This is a genomic window from Rhizohabitans arisaemae (assembly GCF_025996515.1).
GTDB classification, from domain to species: Bacteria; Actinomycetota; Actinomycetes; order Streptosporangiales; family Streptosporangiaceae; genus Rhizohabitans; species Rhizohabitans arisaemae.
The window spans coordinates 370,991-386,140 of record NZ_BLRH01000034.1 but is presented as its reverse complement, the minus strand read 5'-3'; the positions used below and the strand labels follow the sequence as shown (position 1 = coordinate 386,140).

The 15,150-nt window shown below is 70.7% G+C and carries 16 protein-coding genes; 12 read left to right on the top strand and 4 right to left on the bottom strand.

All coding sequences use genetic code 11. From position 1 onward, the window contains the following. Positions 1-22: 22 nt before the first annotated feature. Positions 23-727 (bottom strand): GAP family protein, encoded by a 705-nt coding sequence (locus tag RUR_RS17240; protein ID WP_283136088.1) that lies wholly within the window; start codon positions 725-727, stop codon positions 23-25. Next, positions 724-1,344 (bottom strand): TetR/AcrR family transcriptional regulator, encoded by a 621-nt coding sequence (locus RUR_RS17235; RefSeq protein ID WP_283136087.1) that lies wholly within the window; start codon positions 1,342-1,344, stop codon positions 724-726. Before RUR_RS17235 ends, RUR_RS17240 begins: the two co-directional genes overlap by 4 nt. A gap of 344 nt (positions 1,345-1,688) precedes the next feature. On the opposite strand from RUR_RS17235, the gene RUR_RS17230 reads away from it, so the two are divergent. The 3 genes from RUR_RS17230 to RUR_RS17220 are packed head-to-tail and all read left to right on the top strand — an operon-like array spanning position 1,689 to position 2,696. Then, a complete protein-coding gene (locus RUR_RS17230; RefSeq protein WP_283136086.1) occupies positions 1,689-2,015 on the top strand; it encodes a PadR family transcriptional regulator in 327 nt (108 codons plus the stop codon). Next, a complete protein-coding gene (locus RUR_RS17225) occupies positions 2,012-2,368 on the top strand; it encodes a DUF1048 domain-containing protein (RefSeq protein WP_283136085.1) in 357 nt (118 codons plus the stop codon). Before RUR_RS17230 ends, RUR_RS17225 begins: the two co-directional genes overlap by 4 nt. A gap of 1 nt (position 2,369) precedes the next feature. Further along, a complete protein-coding gene (locus RUR_RS17220) occupies positions 2,370-2,696 on the top strand; it encodes a DUF1048 domain-containing protein (RefSeq protein WP_283136084.1) in 327 nt (108 codons plus the stop codon). Positions 2,697-3,100: 404 nt separating this feature from the next. On the opposite strand, the gene soxR is transcribed toward RUR_RS17220, so the two are convergent. Further along, positions 3,101-3,613, bottom strand: coding sequence for a redox-sensitive transcriptional activator SoxR (gene soxR, locus RUR_RS17215; RefSeq protein ID WP_283136083.1), 513 nt, complete (start codon positions 3,611-3,613; stop codon positions 3,101-3,103). 264 nt (positions 3,614-3,877) lie between these two features. Here soxR and RUR_RS17210 point away from each other — a divergent pair, with 264 nt between their 5' ends. Genes RUR_RS17210 through RUR_RS17200 form a run of 3 tightly spaced genes read left to right on the top strand, consistent with a single transcriptional unit; the run spans position 3,878 to position 6,932 of the window. Continuing rightward, complete coding sequence (locus RUR_RS17210; RefSeq protein WP_283136082.1) at positions 3,878-4,411, top strand: PadR family transcriptional regulator; 534 nt, start codon at positions 3,878-3,880, stop codon at positions 4,409-4,411. Next, the gene (locus RUR_RS17205; RefSeq protein ID WP_283136081.1) at positions 4,408-5,148 is read left to right on the top strand and encodes an ABC transporter ATP-binding protein; all 741 of its coding nucleotides are present in this window, start codon (positions 4,408-4,410) and stop codon (positions 5,146-5,148) included. Before RUR_RS17210 ends, RUR_RS17205 begins: the two co-directional genes overlap by 4 nt. Positions 5,149-5,153: 5 nt before the next feature. After that, positions 5,154-6,932: an ABC transporter permease gene (locus RUR_RS17200; protein WP_283136080.1), complete on the top strand. Its 1,779-nt coding sequence runs from the start codon at positions 5,154-5,156 to the stop codon at positions 6,930-6,932. Between the two features lie 119 nt (positions 6,933-7,051). Here RUR_RS17200 and RUR_RS17195 read toward each other — a convergent pair whose 3' ends face one another. Then, positions 7,052-7,984 (bottom strand): LysR family transcriptional regulator, encoded by a 933-nt coding sequence (locus RUR_RS17195; protein ID WP_283136079.1) that lies wholly within the window; start codon positions 7,982-7,984, stop codon positions 7,052-7,054. Between the two features lie 110 nt (positions 7,985-8,094). Between RUR_RS17195 and RUR_RS17190 the strand changes: the two genes are divergently transcribed. From RUR_RS17190 to RUR_RS17165, 6 genes are all read left to right on the top strand, one after another. Continuing rightward, positions 8,095-8,817: an aspartate/glutamate racemase family protein gene (locus RUR_RS17190; protein WP_283136078.1), complete on the top strand. Its 723-nt coding sequence runs from the start codon at positions 8,095-8,097 to the stop codon at positions 8,815-8,817. A gap of 29 nt (positions 8,818-8,846) precedes the next feature. Beyond that, the gene (locus RUR_RS17185; RefSeq protein ID WP_283136077.1) at positions 8,847-9,323 is read left to right on the top strand and encodes a RidA family protein; all 477 of its coding nucleotides are present in this window, start codon (positions 8,847-8,849) and stop codon (positions 9,321-9,323) included. Positions 9,324-9,399: 76 nt separating this feature from the next. Then, the gene (locus RUR_RS17180) at positions 9,400-10,275 is read left to right on the top strand and encodes an acetaldehyde dehydrogenase (acetylating) (protein WP_283136076.1); all 876 of its coding nucleotides are present in this window, start codon (positions 9,400-9,402) and stop codon (positions 10,273-10,275) included. Further along, positions 10,272-11,276, top strand: coding sequence for a 4-hydroxy-2-oxovalerate aldolase (dmpG, locus tag RUR_RS17175; protein ID WP_283136075.1), 1,005 nt, complete (start codon positions 10,272-10,274; stop codon positions 11,274-11,276). Before RUR_RS17180 ends, dmpG begins: the two co-directional genes overlap by 4 nt. Positions 11,277-11,279: 3 nt before the next feature. Then, positions 11,280-12,077 (top strand): 2-keto-4-pentenoate hydratase, encoded by a 798-nt coding sequence (locus tag RUR_RS17170; RefSeq protein ID WP_283136074.1) that lies wholly within the window; start codon positions 11,280-11,282, stop codon positions 12,075-12,077. Between the two features lie 195 nt (positions 12,078-12,272). Next, positions 12,273-15,080 carry a helix-turn-helix transcriptional regulator gene (locus tag RUR_RS17165; RefSeq protein WP_283136073.1) on the top strand — a complete coding sequence of 936 codons (2,808 nt, stop codon included), beginning with the start codon at positions 12,273-12,275 and terminating at the stop codon, positions 15,078-15,080. Positions 15,081-15,150: the final 70 nt, after the last annotated feature.

Below are 15,150 nucleotides of genomic sequence, written 5' to 3'. Positions count from 1 at the left end.
GGCGGGCAAGTCGGATGGGCGGTCACCATGAGAACGGGGGAAGGCGCAGGAGCACCGCGGCGTTCGCGGTGAGCATGAACCCCACGATTGCGAGCGCCCAACCGGTCCAGCTGCTGCCCTTTTCGGTGATCCAGGTGTCGATCCTGCCCAGCAGCGGCTCGACCCGGGCCGCGGCGCCGAGCCGCGCTCCGAGCAGGATCACCGCGGGGACCACCATGACCAGGCAGTATCCGGCCAGTACCGCGATCATGAGGGGCAGGCTCAGCTCCGAGGTGGAGATCAGGCCGATGGCCGCCAGGTACGGGAGCATGGTGGCGACCTCGGCCAGCGCCGCGATCAGGGCCAGGCCCATGAGCAGGGTCGGTGAACCGGAGTCGGAGGTCACGCGCTCGCGCCAGCGGGTGATCCGGCCTCCGGCGGGCCGGCGTTTGGGGTCGAAGCGGTAGCTCAGCGCGAACAGTCCGGCGCCGAGGGCCAGCTGACCCCACAGCAGGGTGCGTTCGTCCACGGCCTCGCCCACGGCTTCGATGACCGGCCCGGCGCCGAGGGTGAGAAGTATCCCGGCGCCGAGGTAGAAGGCCGTGACGGTGCCCAGGTAGACCAGGATTCGGCCGACGTTGATCCGGCCGGGTGAAAGCAGCAGCCACACCGGGATGAACAGCGTCCCGATGCTGGTGGAGTCGAGCAGGGCGAGACCGATCAGGGCCAGGAGCGTTCCCGGGTTCACTTCGGTCCTCCGTTGGCGGCGAAGATCTTGTCCAGACAGCCGCGGAGGAGCCCGCGGACGACGGCCGCGGTGAACTGTTCGGGTTCGAGAGCCCGTTGAAGGGCGAGGCCGTCGGCGAAGGCGGCCAGCGCGGTCGCCGCGGCCTGGACGTCGAGGTCGGGGTCGGCCTCGCCGCGCCGGACGGCCTCCGCCAAGGCGTTCCGGCATCGGTCGCGGATCTCCCGGGCTCCGGCGAGGTGGAGTTCGCGCAGCCCCGGGTGGAACGCCGCCCGGGCGACGAAGGCCAGCCAGATCCGGCCCTCGGCGTCCCGCGTGTCCGGGTGCGCTCCGGCGACCACGCTCATCCCACGCAGGAGCATCTCCTCGATCCCGACGTCCCCGGCCTCGGTGAGGGCGCGGTGGACCCGGGTCCGGGCCAGGTCGCCGAGGTGTCCGGCCGCGAACAGCAGGAGTTCGTCCTTGCTGCGGAAGTACTTCTGCACCAGCCCGGTGGTGGCGCCGAGTTCACGGGCGACGGCCGGGAGGCTGGCCGCGTCGAGTCCGTCGGCTTCCACGACTCTGAGCAGGGCTTCGGCGACTTGACGGCGTCGCTCGGCCGGGTCGGCACGTCGGGGCACAACCGTAAGATTAAGATCTTAATCTATTGCGGTCAAACCCGGTGCACCCGACCGCGCGAAGACGGGGTGGGTCGCAATGGGGGGAAACCCTCGTTCGACCCTTCCGCGCGAGGTCGGTGGAGGCGCCGGCGAGGTTTCCGGTTCGGGCGCAGGCAGGCCGGATTCGGGGCCCGGTGGCCGGGGTGTCCTGTATCCAAACCGGCACAACCACGGGCCGGAGGCGGGAAGGCGACCCTCTCGGCGAGGCGCCGACATCACGCGGTGCCGTGGGCCACTAGTCTGTGGTACCGTGTAGTAGTACTCGGTGCCACCGAGTACTAGGGGGAGGCGGAAGAGGATCCACGATGGACGACCTGACGGAGATGCTGAAGGGCACGCTTGAGGGCTGTGTGCTTCAAATCATCGGCAGCGAGGAGACCTACGGGTACGCCATCACGCGCCGGCTGCACGAACTCGGCTTCGCCGACGTCGTCGAGGGGACGGTCTACACCATCCTGCTGCGACTGGAGAGGAACGGGCTCGTCCAGGTGACGAAACGACCGTCCGGACTGGGCCCGCCGCGCAAGTTCTATGCGCTCAACGACGCGGGGCGCGAAGAACTCGCGACGTTCTGGGCGAAATGGGAGTACGTCAGATCACGGATCGACCAGCTCAAGGAGGGCGGGAGATGAACTTCTGGGAGACCTTGACAGGCAGCGATCTCACCAGGGAATGGAAGGCGTTCGAAGTTCGGGCCGGGGCGTTGCCGGCCGACTACCGGGCGGCGTGGGAAGAGATCAAGGGTCGTCTCTTTCCCTACTCGGACTTCACAGGTCGAAACCTGATGCCGATTCTCGACAGTGCGCTGGGGCTGCTCGAAGAGACGGCGGCCGACGGGCAGAGCGTTCACGAGGTGCTGGGTGACGACATCGCGGGCTTCTGCGCGGCGCTGGCCGGCGGGGAGAGGAGCCGGACCTATCGCGACCGGTGGCGCGAGCAGTTGAACAGGAACGTCGCAAGGAAATTGGGCCGGCTAGGAGGCTGACGTGGGCATCCAGGACATCATCGAGGGCAAGAAGCAGTGGCGGGCGCACATGGCGCGGGTCAAGGCGCTCCCCCCGGACTACCAGATCGTCTACAAGGAGATGCAGAGGTACTTCTTCAAGGTCGGGCCGATCGACTTGCCTGACGGGCCCCTGCTCCCGGGGATCGTCGACTTCTTCGAGGAGGGCGTCGCGGCCGGCAAGGGAGTCCTGGAAATCATCGGCGACGACGTCGCCGCCTTCTGCGACGACCTGATCAAGGACTCGCGCACCTACGCGGACGTCTATCAGGAGTCCATCAGCGGGAAACCCGGTACGACCGAAAAGTAGCGCCCGTCGGCCCGAGGCACCGGCGGGCGCCCCGACCACCGGGACGTCGTTGCCGCGCCGGGCCTCGCCCAGGTCGGGTTTCCCGCGAACGGGAGTACTCAAGGGTCCTTGGTCGGGTCCGGTGTCCGTCCGCCACCCTTTCCGAGCCCGGCGGACTCGAGAATCCCACCTCCAAGTCGATACAAGATCCAGTACCGATGATCAGAACGTCGGGGAGGGTGGTGGGTCCGGCGCCGGTGTTGGAGAACAAGCCGATGGCGTGCAGGCAGTCCCGGTCGGTTCCCGCGACTGCTTGAAACCCCGTCGACGCCCCCCGGAACACCCCGCCGGCCTCGCGCGGAAGGGCTGTCGGCCCCCTGGAGGTCCCACCCCGAGACCGCTCCGGCCGCCGGAGGTCCGGGCGCTCAACTCGGCGACGCCGCCGGCGCTCCGCCCACCTGGACCTCGCCGTACTCGCCGTCGACCTTGGTGAGGAGCCGCCTGGGCCCGGGTCCGGCCTCGCCGAGCCGGTCGAAGGGGTTGGACAGCTTGCAGTGTCCCAGCGACAGGCACCCGCAGCCGATGCAGTCGGTGAGGTCGTCCCGCAGGCGCCTCAGCTGCTCGATGCGGTCGTCCAGTTCGGCCTGCCAGGCGGCCGACAGCTCGGCCCAGTCCCGGCGGGTCGGCGTCCGTTCGTCCGGGAGCCGGGCCAGCGCCTCCCGGATCATCTTCAACGGGATGCCGACCCGCTGGGAGACCCGGATGAAGGCCACCCTGCGCAGGGTGTCCCGCGGGTAGCGCCGTTGGTTGCCCGCGGTCCGGCGGCTGTGGATGAGCCCTTTGTCCTCGTAGAAGCGCAGGGCGGTCACCGCCACCCCGCTCCGGGTGGCGAGCTGGCCGACGGTGAGCTCGGAGGCTTCCCAAGGGAGATTGGTCATCGCAGCAGCCTAGTCCAACCTCTATCTAGCTGGAGCTATACCCCGGGCCGGGTACGGCGGCGGCGCGGCGCCGTTCATGAGAACCGTGGGGACTTCCACGCGGGTTCACCGTCCTCGCCGGGCGGGTCCCCCGCCCCGCCCCATCACCTCGGCCTTTCCCTCCATCCCCCGGCAGGCGGCGAGCCGGTCCGGCAGATCGCCAGGTGTGGCGTTTGACACCGTTCACGGGTAACCGCTATCTATTGGCCAACCGTTAGGGGTGCCATGCAGGACGCAGTGCTGGCGATGCTCGCCAAGGAGCCGTCGCACGGATACCGCTTGCACGCTCGGCTGCGGCACAGTCTCGGCCCGCTGGGTGAGGCGATGAACCGTGGCCAGATCTATGTGACGCTGGCCCGGTTGGAGCGAGCGGGGCTCGTCGTCTGTGAGCGGGCCGACCGCCTGCCCGAGCGGCCGGAGCGCAAGGTCTACGCGCTCACGCCGGCCGGGCAGGAACGGGTGACCGCCTGGCTGGCCGAGGTGGGCTGGCCGAAACCGGACCTGGCGGAGTTCCATCTCAAGCTCGCCGCCGCCGCCGCGGCCCGGCTGGCCGACCCGGTGGAGTTGGTGGCGGCGCAGCGCCGTGAGTTGCTGCGCCGCCTGCGTGAGGCGCAGCAGGCGGCGCTGGCCGAGCCGGCGAGGTCGGGCGCCGGCCTGCTGCTGGAAGGGGTCGTGCTGCGGTTGCAGGCGGACCTGCGCTGGCTGGATGCCTGTGAGCGGGCCTGGTCCAAGGTCGACGACGAAGACGAGGGTGGATGAACGTGTCAAGCGCCGTGGTCCGGGCCTACGGCCTGGTGAAGACGCACGGTCAGGGGCAGAGCCGGGTCCGCGCGGTGGACGAGGTCGACCTGGAGGTGCCGCAGGGGCAGACGCTGGCCGTCATGGGGCCCAGCGGCTGCGGGAAATCGACCCTGCTGCACCTGCTGGGCGGCCTGGAGCGGCCCACCGATGGAGAGGTGTGGGTGGCCGGGCGGCGCATCGACACGCTGAGCGAGCGAGCTCTTGCGCGCATGCGGCGCCGGTCGGTGGGGTTCATCTTCCAGGCCTTCCACCTGGTGGAGGAGTTGTCGGCGGCCGACAACGTGGAGCTGCCCGCGCTGCTCGCCGGGCGTTCGCGCCGCCAGGCCAGGCGGCGCGCGAGCCTGCTGCTGGAACGGGTCGGGCTCGCCGACCGTGCCCGGCATCTGCCCTCGCAGCTGTCGGGCGGGCAGCGCCAGCGGGTCGCCGTCGCCCGCGCGCTGGCCAACGACCCGCTGGTCGTCCTGGCCGACGAGCCGACCGGCAACCTCGACACCGCGGCCACGCTCGATGTGCTGAGGATCTTCGAGGACCTGCGTTCCGCGGGGCAGACCCTCGTGATCGTCACGCATGACGAGCGGGTGGCGGCCACCGCGGATCGGCTGGTCTCGATGCGCGACGGGATGTTCGTCGACGACACGCGGCTGGCCGGCTCCCCCACGCGCGGGCTCGGCGGGCTGATCGGGCTGGGGGGCTGAACGTCATGGGCTCCATCGTGCTCGTCGTCCGCCTGGTGCTGGCCGACGTCCGGCGGCACAAGGTCCAGGCCGCGATGCTCCTGCTCGCGGTGACCGTGTCCACCGCCACCTTGGCCCTGGGCCTGTCCCTGCGCGGCGTGAGCGACGCGCTGTACGAGCAGACCCGCGCGGCCACCGCCGGGCCGGACATGGTGGCACTGTCCGGCGACACGGGCCCCGCCGTGACCTCGGCCCTGGCCTCGCTGGCGGACGATTCCGAAGTGGTCGCCCACCATGGCCCCTACCGGATCGTCTACGCCGACCTCACCACGCGCGATTCCATCGCGTCCCCCGTGGTGGTGCACGGCTTCGCCGAGAGGCCCGGAACGGTCAACCGGCCGCTGGTCACCTCGGGTCGTTGGGTACGCTCCGGCGGCACGGTCCTTGAACGCGGCTTCGCCACCGCGCTGGGCGTCGGCGTCGGCGACCACGTCACCATCGCCGGCCGGTCATACCCCGTCGTCGGGATCGCCGTCACCGCGGCCACCTCCATCTACCCCTGGGGGGCGCAGATCGGCCCGTACGGTGGTCCCGGCGACTACACCGGCCTGGCCTGGATGACCCGATCCGATGCCCGGACACTGGCGTCGTCCCGCGATCTCCCGGTGACCACGGCCCTGGACCTCAAGCTGCGCGACCCCGCCGCGGCCGAGGCCTTCCTGGACGCCCACCGCGACTCCTCTCTCAGGGTGACCTTCCGTACCTGGCAGTTCACGGCCGAACAGGACACGGTCATCCTCGGGAACAGCGAGCCGATCCTGGTCGTCGGTAGCTGGCTGCTCGGCTTCCTGGCCGTCACCGGAGTGGCGGCGCTGGCCGCGGGACGCGCCGTCGAGCAGACGCGCCGGGCCGGGCTGCTCAAGGCCGTCGGCGCCACCCCGGGCCTGATCGCCACCGTCCTGCTCACCGAGTACCTGGCGCTGGCGCTGGCCGGCGACGCGCTGGGGCTGGTGATCGCCCGCCTGACCGTGCCCGCCATCGCCAGCCCCACCGCCAGCCGGATCGGCGACGCGGTCGGGCCCGGCGGCGCCACCGTTGCCACGGCGACCGTCCTCGCCGTGGCGGTGGCGGTGCTGTCCACGCTGCGTCCCACGCTACGGGCCATGCGTACGGCGACCGTCACGGCGCTGACCTCCACCGCGCACCGGCCCCGTCACCGGCCCTGGCTCACCGCGCTGTCCGCGCTGCTGCTGCTCGGGCTGCGGCTGACCGCCCGCCGGCCGGGCCGCGCCGTGCTGCAGGCGTGCTCCACCGCCACCACGGTGATCGCGCTCGTCGCCCTGCTGACCCTCTACGCCCAGCCGGAGAGGGGCTACGGCCTGGATGGCTCCACCGCCCTGCCCAACCTGCGCGACGAGCACGACCGCCGGCTGACGCTCACCGTCACCATCCTGTTGATCACCCTCGCCGTCGTGAACACCGTCACGCTCACGTGGACCACTGCCATGGAGGCCCGGGCGAACATGGCCGTCGCACGTACGCTCGGCGCCACCCCCGGGCAGATCACCGCAGGCCTGTCCACCGCCCAGCTCCTGCCCAGCCTGCCCGGCGCCGTCATCGGTGTCCCGCTGGGCATCGGCCTGCTCTGGCTCTTCTCCACCGGGAATCCGGCGGAGCCCCCCTCCTCCTGGCTGCTCGGCGCCGCACTCGCGGCTCTCCTGGCGACGGCGGCACTCACCGCCCTGCCCGCACGCCTGGCGGCCCGCCGACCCGTGGCGCAGACCCTCAGCGCCGAAACGGCCTGACCGACCCAGGGGCCTGACGGTCGATCGCTAGGGTGATCTTCGTCGCGTTGACGGCGGTCTTGGGGGTTGTAGGTGACCTCGGTCGACCCCGCGTCCTGTTCGCTCCCAGGACCACCTGATCAAAGGGCCGGTGCGTCCTGCGCGCGTCTTACGTCTTTCATCGCGCGATGCCGAGCCTTCACGGCGTTCAGGGCGGTCATGAAACGTGTGAGAAGCGGGCCCATGTCCCCGTCTCGCCAGACCAGGTGCAAGGTGGTGGCGGTACCCGCGAGCCGTCGAGACGTCACGCCCTCGCGGTGCAGCACTCGATAGGAGTCGGCCATCACGGCCGCACCGAAACCGGCGGCGACCAGCGCGAGGATCGTCTGAACGGTCCGGCCCCGCGCGCCGACGCGCGGCACGATCCCGGCGTGGTGGCACAACGAGGTGATCTCGTCGTGCGCGTGGGGCGCGGATTCGCGTGGCCACAGCACCAGGGGGATCTCACCGAGTACGGAGACCGGTGCCGGCTCACGGGTCGTGGCGAGTGGGTGCCCGGCCGGCAGGAAGAGGGTCAACGGCTCGCGCGTCCAGACTCGTGTGGCGAGACGGACGTCGCGAACCGGTAGCCGCTGCACCGCCACATCGAGGCTTCCGTCCAGGATGCCGGCCGACATCTCGGCGTCGTCGAACAGCTCCACCAGGGACAGTTCGACGTCGGGGAGTTCTGCTCGCAGCCGGCCGAGGGCGTCTCCCAGCGCGCCGTTGATGCCCGATCCGGCGAACCCGACCGTCACCCGACCGGTCTTGCCCTCGGCGGCCAGCCGCACGTCGTTCAGAGTGGCCTCGGCATCGGCCAGCATGCGCACGGCCCGCCGGAGCAGCGCCTCGCCGGCCGCGGTGGGAAGGAGGCCGCGGCCGGCGCGGGCGAACAGTTCGACCCCCAAGCGTCGTTCCAGTTCACGCAGCTGCCGACTCAGGGTCGGCTGGGTCAGCCGTAGGCGGCGAGCGGCTCCGCTGATGGACCCCTCTTCGGCGATCGCCACCATGTACCCCAGCAACCGCAGATCCATCCATACCTCCACGGCATGGATGATATATCGATCGATGCCTCCACGTAGGAAGTTGGGGTCCTCCGGTGAAGAATGAAGGCGTCCCGATTTCTTGAAACGCCGGAGCCGTCGTGAAACACCTTGGAGTTCTCGCCCACAGCACGGGAGGAGCCGCCCTTTGCTTCCTCGCCTTCTGCGAGGAGGGATTCCGCCGGACCGGTCGCAACGAGCATCCCGACGTCACCCTGGACTACATCGCCTTCGGGTACAGCATGCCCGCCTGGGAGAGCGGCGATCACGCGACCGTCCGGGCGACCCTGGCGACCAGCGCGCAGCGGCTCGCCCGGGCCGGCGCCGACTTCTTCGCCTGCCCGGACAACACCGCGCACATGGCTCTGGAGGTGCCGGGCCCGGACCTCCCACTGCCGGGTCTCCACATCGCCGAGGTCGTCGCGGACCAGGCCGCGGCCGAAGGGCGCACCCGCGTCGGCGTGCTGGGCACCAGGTACACCATGGACGGCCCGCTGTATCCGCGGGCGCTGGCCGCCCGCGGGATCGCCGCGGAACTGCCGGACGCCGACGACCGCGACCTCGTCAACGAGGTCATTTTCAAGGAACTGGTGAACGGAGTGATCAGCGATCCCTCACGCCAGGAGTATCTGCGCGTCATCGAACGGCTGGCCGACCGGGGCTGTGACGCGGTCGCGCTCGTCTGCACCGAGATCCCGTTGCTGATCACGCCCGATGTCTCCTGCCTGCCGACGTTGGATTCGACCCGTCTGCTGGCCCGCGCGGCCTACGACGTCGCCGTCGGCGAGCGGGCGATGCCTGATTGGCGCGGCGGCCCCCGATGAGCCCGAGACCCCGCGGAACGGAGCGGACGATGTCAGATCCCGAACGGCGCCTCGAGGAGCTTGGGCTGACGTTGCCGGAGGTCGTCCCCCCGGTCGCGACCTACGTGCCCGCCGTACGCAGCGGTGACCACGTCCACGTCTCGGGCCAGGTGCCGCTGCGGGAGGGGCGGCTGATCGCGGCCGGCCGGCTCGGTGACACGGTCGGCGTGGAACTCGCCTACGAGTGCGCGCGCCAGTGCGCGCTGAACGCCCTGGCGGCGCTGAAGGCGGAGATCGGCGATCTGGCGGCGGTGGCCCGCGTGGTCAAGGCCCTGGTGTTCGTCGCGTCGACAGCCGATTTCACCCGGCTCCCACAGGTCGGCGATGGGGCGTCGGACCTGCTCTGTGAGCTCTTCGGCGACGCCGGACGGCATGCCCGCTCGGCGGTCGGGGTGTCGGCGCTGCCGCTGAGCTCACCCGTCGAACTGGAACTTCTGGTCGAGATTCACCGGTCGGCACGCGGCTGAGCCCGCGAATCCCTGGACCCCCGGCCGCCGGCCCGCGGGGACGGCAACACCTTTCAGTCACAAGGAGCGCGCACGCATGCCCGTAAAAGTCCCGGCGGCGATCGTCGGTTCAGGCAACATCGGAACGGATTTGCTCTACAAGTTACACCGATCCGGACTCATCGATCCGCGTTTCATGATCGGAATCGACCCCGGCAGCGAGGGCCTGCGGCGGGCGAAGGACCTCGGCGTCGAAGTGTCCGCGGAGGGCGTCGACTGGCTGCTCAGCCGATCGGACCGACCCCCGCTGGTATTCGAGGCGACCTCGGCGAAGGTGCACGCCGCGGCCGCGCCACGCTACGCGGCCGCGGGGATCACCGCGATCGACCTGACACCCGCGTCGGTCGGCCGCTGGGTCGTACCCGCAGTCAACCTCGACGATCACCTGCAGGCACCGAACCTCAACATGGTCAGCTGCGCGGGACAAGCCACCATCCCCCTCCTGTACGCGATCGACCAGGTCGCCGACGTCTCCTACGGCGAGATCGTCGCCACCATCGCGAGCGCCGGCGCAGGTCCGGGCACCCGGTGGAACCTCAGCGAGTTCAGCGAGAAGACCGGACAGGCCCTGACCGCCGTCGCCGGAGTAGACGAGGCCAAAGCGTTCTCACTGATCAATCCGGCCGATCCGCCCATGGTCATGCGCGACACCGTGTACGCGAGGGTTCGCCGGAACGACGCCGACCGAATCGAGCACGCCGTACGGGACATCGTCGCCAAAGTCCAACGGTACGTGCCGGGTTACCGGCTGCGATTCATGGAGGTCGACGGCGACCTGGTCACCGTCATGGTGCAGGTGGAGGGCGCCGGCGATTTCCTGCCCGCGTACGCGGGCAATCTCGACATCATCACCGCCGCCGCAACCGCCGTCGCCGAACGGATCGCGGAGAAGACCTTTGGAGCCACCCGATGATCACTCTCGTGGACACGAGCCTGCGTGACGGCATGAGCAGTGTCTCGCACCAGTTCACACCGGAACAGGTCGGCGCGGTGGCCGGAGGCCTTGACCGGGCGGGTATCCGGGTCATCGAGGTCGCCCACGGCATCGGCATCGGCGCCTCCTCGATCCAGTACGGGTTCGCCGCCGCGACGGACGTCGAGTACGTGCAGGCCGCCGTCGCCGCAGTGGACAGAGCGGACATCGCCGTGCTGTACGTGCCGGGGATCTCGACGCTCGCAGCCTTGGACGCCGTCCGCGACGCCGGGGCGACCACGGTACGTGTCGCCACGCACTGCACCGAGGCCGACTGCGCCGAGCAGCCGATCCGCCATGCCCGCGACCGCGGCATGCGCGTCATGGGCTTCCTGATGATGAGCCACAAGCTCGAACCCGCGGCACTCGCCGAGCAGGCTGCCAAACTGGACTCCTACGGCGCACAGGTGATCTACGTGGTCGACTCCGCCGGGGCGCTCGTGCCCGGTTCCGCCGGAGCCCGTGTCGCCGCGCTGCGCGACGCGGTCCACGCGGACATCGGGTTCCATGCCCACAACAACCTGGGCGTGGGCATCGGCAACGCGCTCGCCGCGGTCGAGAACGGCGCGACCTACATCGACGGGTCGCTCCGAGGTCTGGGAGCCAGCGCCGGCAACGCCCAGACGGAGGCTCTCGCGGCGGCGCTGGAGCGTGCCGGTCACCGCCCGGGAGTCGACGTCTTCGCACTTGTCGAGGTTGCCGAACACCTCATCGCGCCGTTGATGACCGAACCGCAGATCGTCGACGAGACCGCGCTCCTGCTCGGCTACGCGGGTCTCTACTCCACCTTCTTCCATCCGGCGAAGCGCGCCGCGGACAAGTACGGCGTACCCGTGCGCGAGCTCCTCCTGGAGCTGGGCCGACGCGAGGTCATCGGAGGCCAGGAGGACATGATCATCGATGTGGCGGCGGAGCTTTCGAGCAGGGCGGGAAGCGCGTAGGTGATGAGGCCTTCTGAGGTCCGAGAGGCGGCCGCCGCGCTGCTCGACGTCTACCGGTCGGGCACACCGATTCCTCCCTTGAGCACCACCTACCCCGGCGCGACCATCTCCGACGCCTACCGGATCCAGCAGGAGCAGGTGCGGTCCTGGACCGATGCCGGAGACCAGGTCCGCGGCCACAAGATCGGCCTCGTCTCGGCCGCGATCCAGCGGCAGATGGGCGTCCACGAGCCGGACTACGGCCATCTGACCACAAGCATGTTCCACCCGGAGCACCGACCGATCCCCGCTCGCGGGTTCATCCAGCCTCGGATCGAGCCGGAGATCGCCTTCGTCCTAGGCGCCCCTCTCCGGGGACCCGGCGTGACTGTCGACGACGCCGGCAGGTCGGTGCAATACCTGCTGCCGGCACTTGAAATCGTCGACTCCCGGATTCAGGACTGGAAGATCTCGATCGTCGACACGATTGCCGACAACGCATCGTCTGGGGCGGCGATCCTCGGAAGCACGCCGATCGATCCGGCAGACGTCGACCTGCGATCCGCGAACTGCGCGCTGATCAGGAACGGCGTGGTCACCGAAACCGGCACAGGAACGGCAGTCCTCGGTACACCGTTCAACGCTCTGGCCTGGCTGGCAAACGCCATCGGTGCGCTGGGGGTGTCGCTGGAGCCAGGTCAGGTCGTGCTGTCCGGCTCCATCACCAGGGCCATCACGATCGCGCCGGGCGACAGCATCACGGCGGACTTCCCCGGGATCGGAGGGGTGACGGCGGTGCTGGCTGAGAAAGACCCGTCCTGACAGAACAGGAACACCTCTTGCACGATGTTCTCGGCGTCGCCCGGAGGGTCGATGCGCCGGGCGGCGAAGGCGACCAGCCGCCTCATCCGGGCCATGTGCCGCTGCCCAGGCACGGACCGCGTCAACCGCGCATGGAGTGCCGGCTCGGAGGAGGGCATCTCGCCCTGACAGCCGCCCGCGCGTAAGGTCAAACCCGTGGGTTCGATTATGGGAGGGAAACCACCCTTCGGTCATGGTTCGCCGATCAACGATCCGGCGGAATCGCTGATCGGCCGCGAACGGGACATCGCCCGGATCGGCGACTTCGTCGACCGGGCCGCAGTCCAGGGCGGCGCGTTCATCCTGCTGGGCGAGGCCGGGGTCGGCAAGTCTGTGCTGCTGGAGGTCGCCGCGGCGCGGGGGCTGGCGGCCGGCCACCGGGTGTTGCGTGCCTCCGGCTCGCAGTTCGAGGCCGAGGTGAGCTTCGCCGGCCTCCACCATGTCCTGCACCCGCTGCTTGCGGACCTGCCGACCTTGACCCCGGTACACGAGCGGGCGCTGAGCGTCGCCTTGGGGCTGGGTGAAGGAGCGCCGCCAGGGCAGCTCCTGGTGGCCAACGCGGCTCTTGTCCTCCTACGCCAGGCCGCCGCCGCCCGTCCGCTCCTGGTCGTCGTCGACGACATCGCGTGGCTGGACCGGGCCAGCGCCGTCGTTCTGGGCTTTGTGGCACGCCGACTCACCGGCAGTGCAGTCGGACTGCTCGCGGCGTCCCGCTCGGGCGAGGAGGGCTTCTTCGAACACGGCGGATTGCCCGGCTACGAGGTGCAGCCGCTGGACGAGCGGGACGCCGCGGCGCTGCTGAAAGCCCGTTTCCCGGCGCTGGCCCCCCGGACCCGGCAGCGGCTCCTGGCCGATGCTCAGGGAAACCCGCTGGCCTTGCTGGAGTTGCCGGTGGCGCTCGGCGACCTCCAACGGCTCTCAAGCGGCGCGCTGCCCCCGGTTCTGCCGCTCGGCAGGCGCCTGCAGGCGGTGTTCGCCGCACGGATCAGAGATCTGCCGGCTGCGACGTACGACCTGCTGCTGCTCGCCGTCCTGGACGGGACCGGAGTCCTGGACGTCCCGGACGCGGGAGACGTGCTGGCCCCCGCGGAACGGGCGCGGCTGGTCCGATTCGAGCAAGGCGGGAGGCTGCTTTTCCGCCATCCGCTGATCGGCTCGGCGGTGGTGGAGTCGTCCACGGGTGAGCAGCGCCGCCGGGCGCACCGGCTCCTCGCCGAGCGCCTCGCCGACCAACGGGAACGGCGGGCCTGGCACCTGGCCGAAGCGGCCGTCGGACCCGATGAGGAGGTCGCCGCACTGCTGCAGGCCGTGGCGTACGCCAACCTGTGCCGTGGCGACGGCGTCCGGGCCGTCACGCTGCTCCTACGCGCGGCCGAGTTGAGCCCGGCCGGCCCCGGCCGGGCCGGACGGCTGAGCGAAGCCGCCTACATCGGCGCGATCGCCAACGGTGACCTACGCGCCGCGCCGCGCCTGCTGGAGCAGGCCCGCCGCACCGACCGGCGAGGCGAGTCGCTGCTCACCGCGGTCGCCGACGCCTACCACCTGCTCAACGGAGACGGTGATGTGGACAGCGCCCACCGCCTGCTGGTCGGTGCGATGGAGATGCAGGCCGACCCCGGCGACGTCCGGAGCAAGCCGCTGATCCAGAGCCTGTACACGCTGCTCATGGTGTGCTTCTACGGCGGACGCGCCGAGTTGTGGGAACCCTTCCACGCGGCGATGGGGCGCCTCAGGCCGGCGCCTCCCGAGCTGCTGGACATCCTCGGCAAGACGTTCTCCGATCCGGCCCGCCTGGCGCCGCCGGTGCTCGACCGGCTGGACACGGTCATCGCGGACCTGAACCAGGAGCTCATCCCCGAGCGCATCTCCCGCGTCGGCGTCGCCGCCTCCTACGTCGACCGGCTGGGACGGTGCCGCGAGGGGTTGTGGCGCGTGGTCGGCCACGGCCGCGACGGCGGAGCCGTCACCTCGGCGATCGAAGCGCTGTTCCTGCTGGGCAACGACGCCTTCCTCGCCGGCCAGTGGGAGGAGATGGAGCAGGTCGTCGACGAGGGCCTGGCGCTGTGCGACACGCACGGCTACCGGCTGACGGCCTGGCCCGGGGTCTACCTGAAGGCGATGCTGGCCGCGGCGCGCGGGCAGGAGGACACCGCGACGGCGCTGGCCGATCGGATAACCCGGTGGGCGACCCCGCGACGAGCCCACGCGCTCCTGGCCTACGCCTGGCAGATCACCGCCCTGGTGGCGCTGGGCCGGGGCGATTTCGAGGACGCCTACCGGCGGTCCGCCGCCATCAGCCCGCCGGGTGTGCTGGCCTCGCACCTCCCGCACGCGCTGTGGAGCATCACGGACCTGGTCGAGGCCGCCGTGCGGGCCGGCCGCCACGCCGAGGCGGCCGCGCACGCCGCCGCCGTGGACCGGGCGGGGCTGGCCGTGATCTCGCCGCGGCTGGCCATGGTCGCCGGCGCCACGGCGGCCATGGTCGCCCCCGACGGGCGGTACAGCCGGTTGTTTCAGAACGCGCTCGCCATCGCCGGCGCGGAGCGCTGGCCGTTCGAGCGGGCCCGCCTGCAGCTCGTCTACGGTGAGCGGCTGCGCCGCGACAAGGCCACCGGCCAGGCCCGCACCCAGCTGGCCGCCGCGCTCGACACCTTCCGCAGCCTGGACGCCCGGCCGTGGACGGCCAGGGCGAGCACCGAGCTGCGGGCAACCGGCCTGCCCGTCGGGCCGGGCGGGGCCGCGGGGATGGCCTCGCTCACCCCCCAGCAGCAGGAGATCGCCATGCTCGCGGCCGCCGGGCTGACCAACAAGCAGATCGGCGAACGGCTCTTCCTGTCTCCGCGCACCGTCGCCAATCACCTGTACCAGCTGTTTCCCAAGCTCGGCGTCGCCTCCCGGGCCGCACTTCGCGACGCGCTGACCGGATCGCCGGAGGAACGGCGACTCGCGGGCCTCGACACCTAGCCTTGCCGCGCCGGCCTACCGAGGGATCCGAGTCAAATGACTCAATCGCGCCTTTGCCCGGCGACCTAGC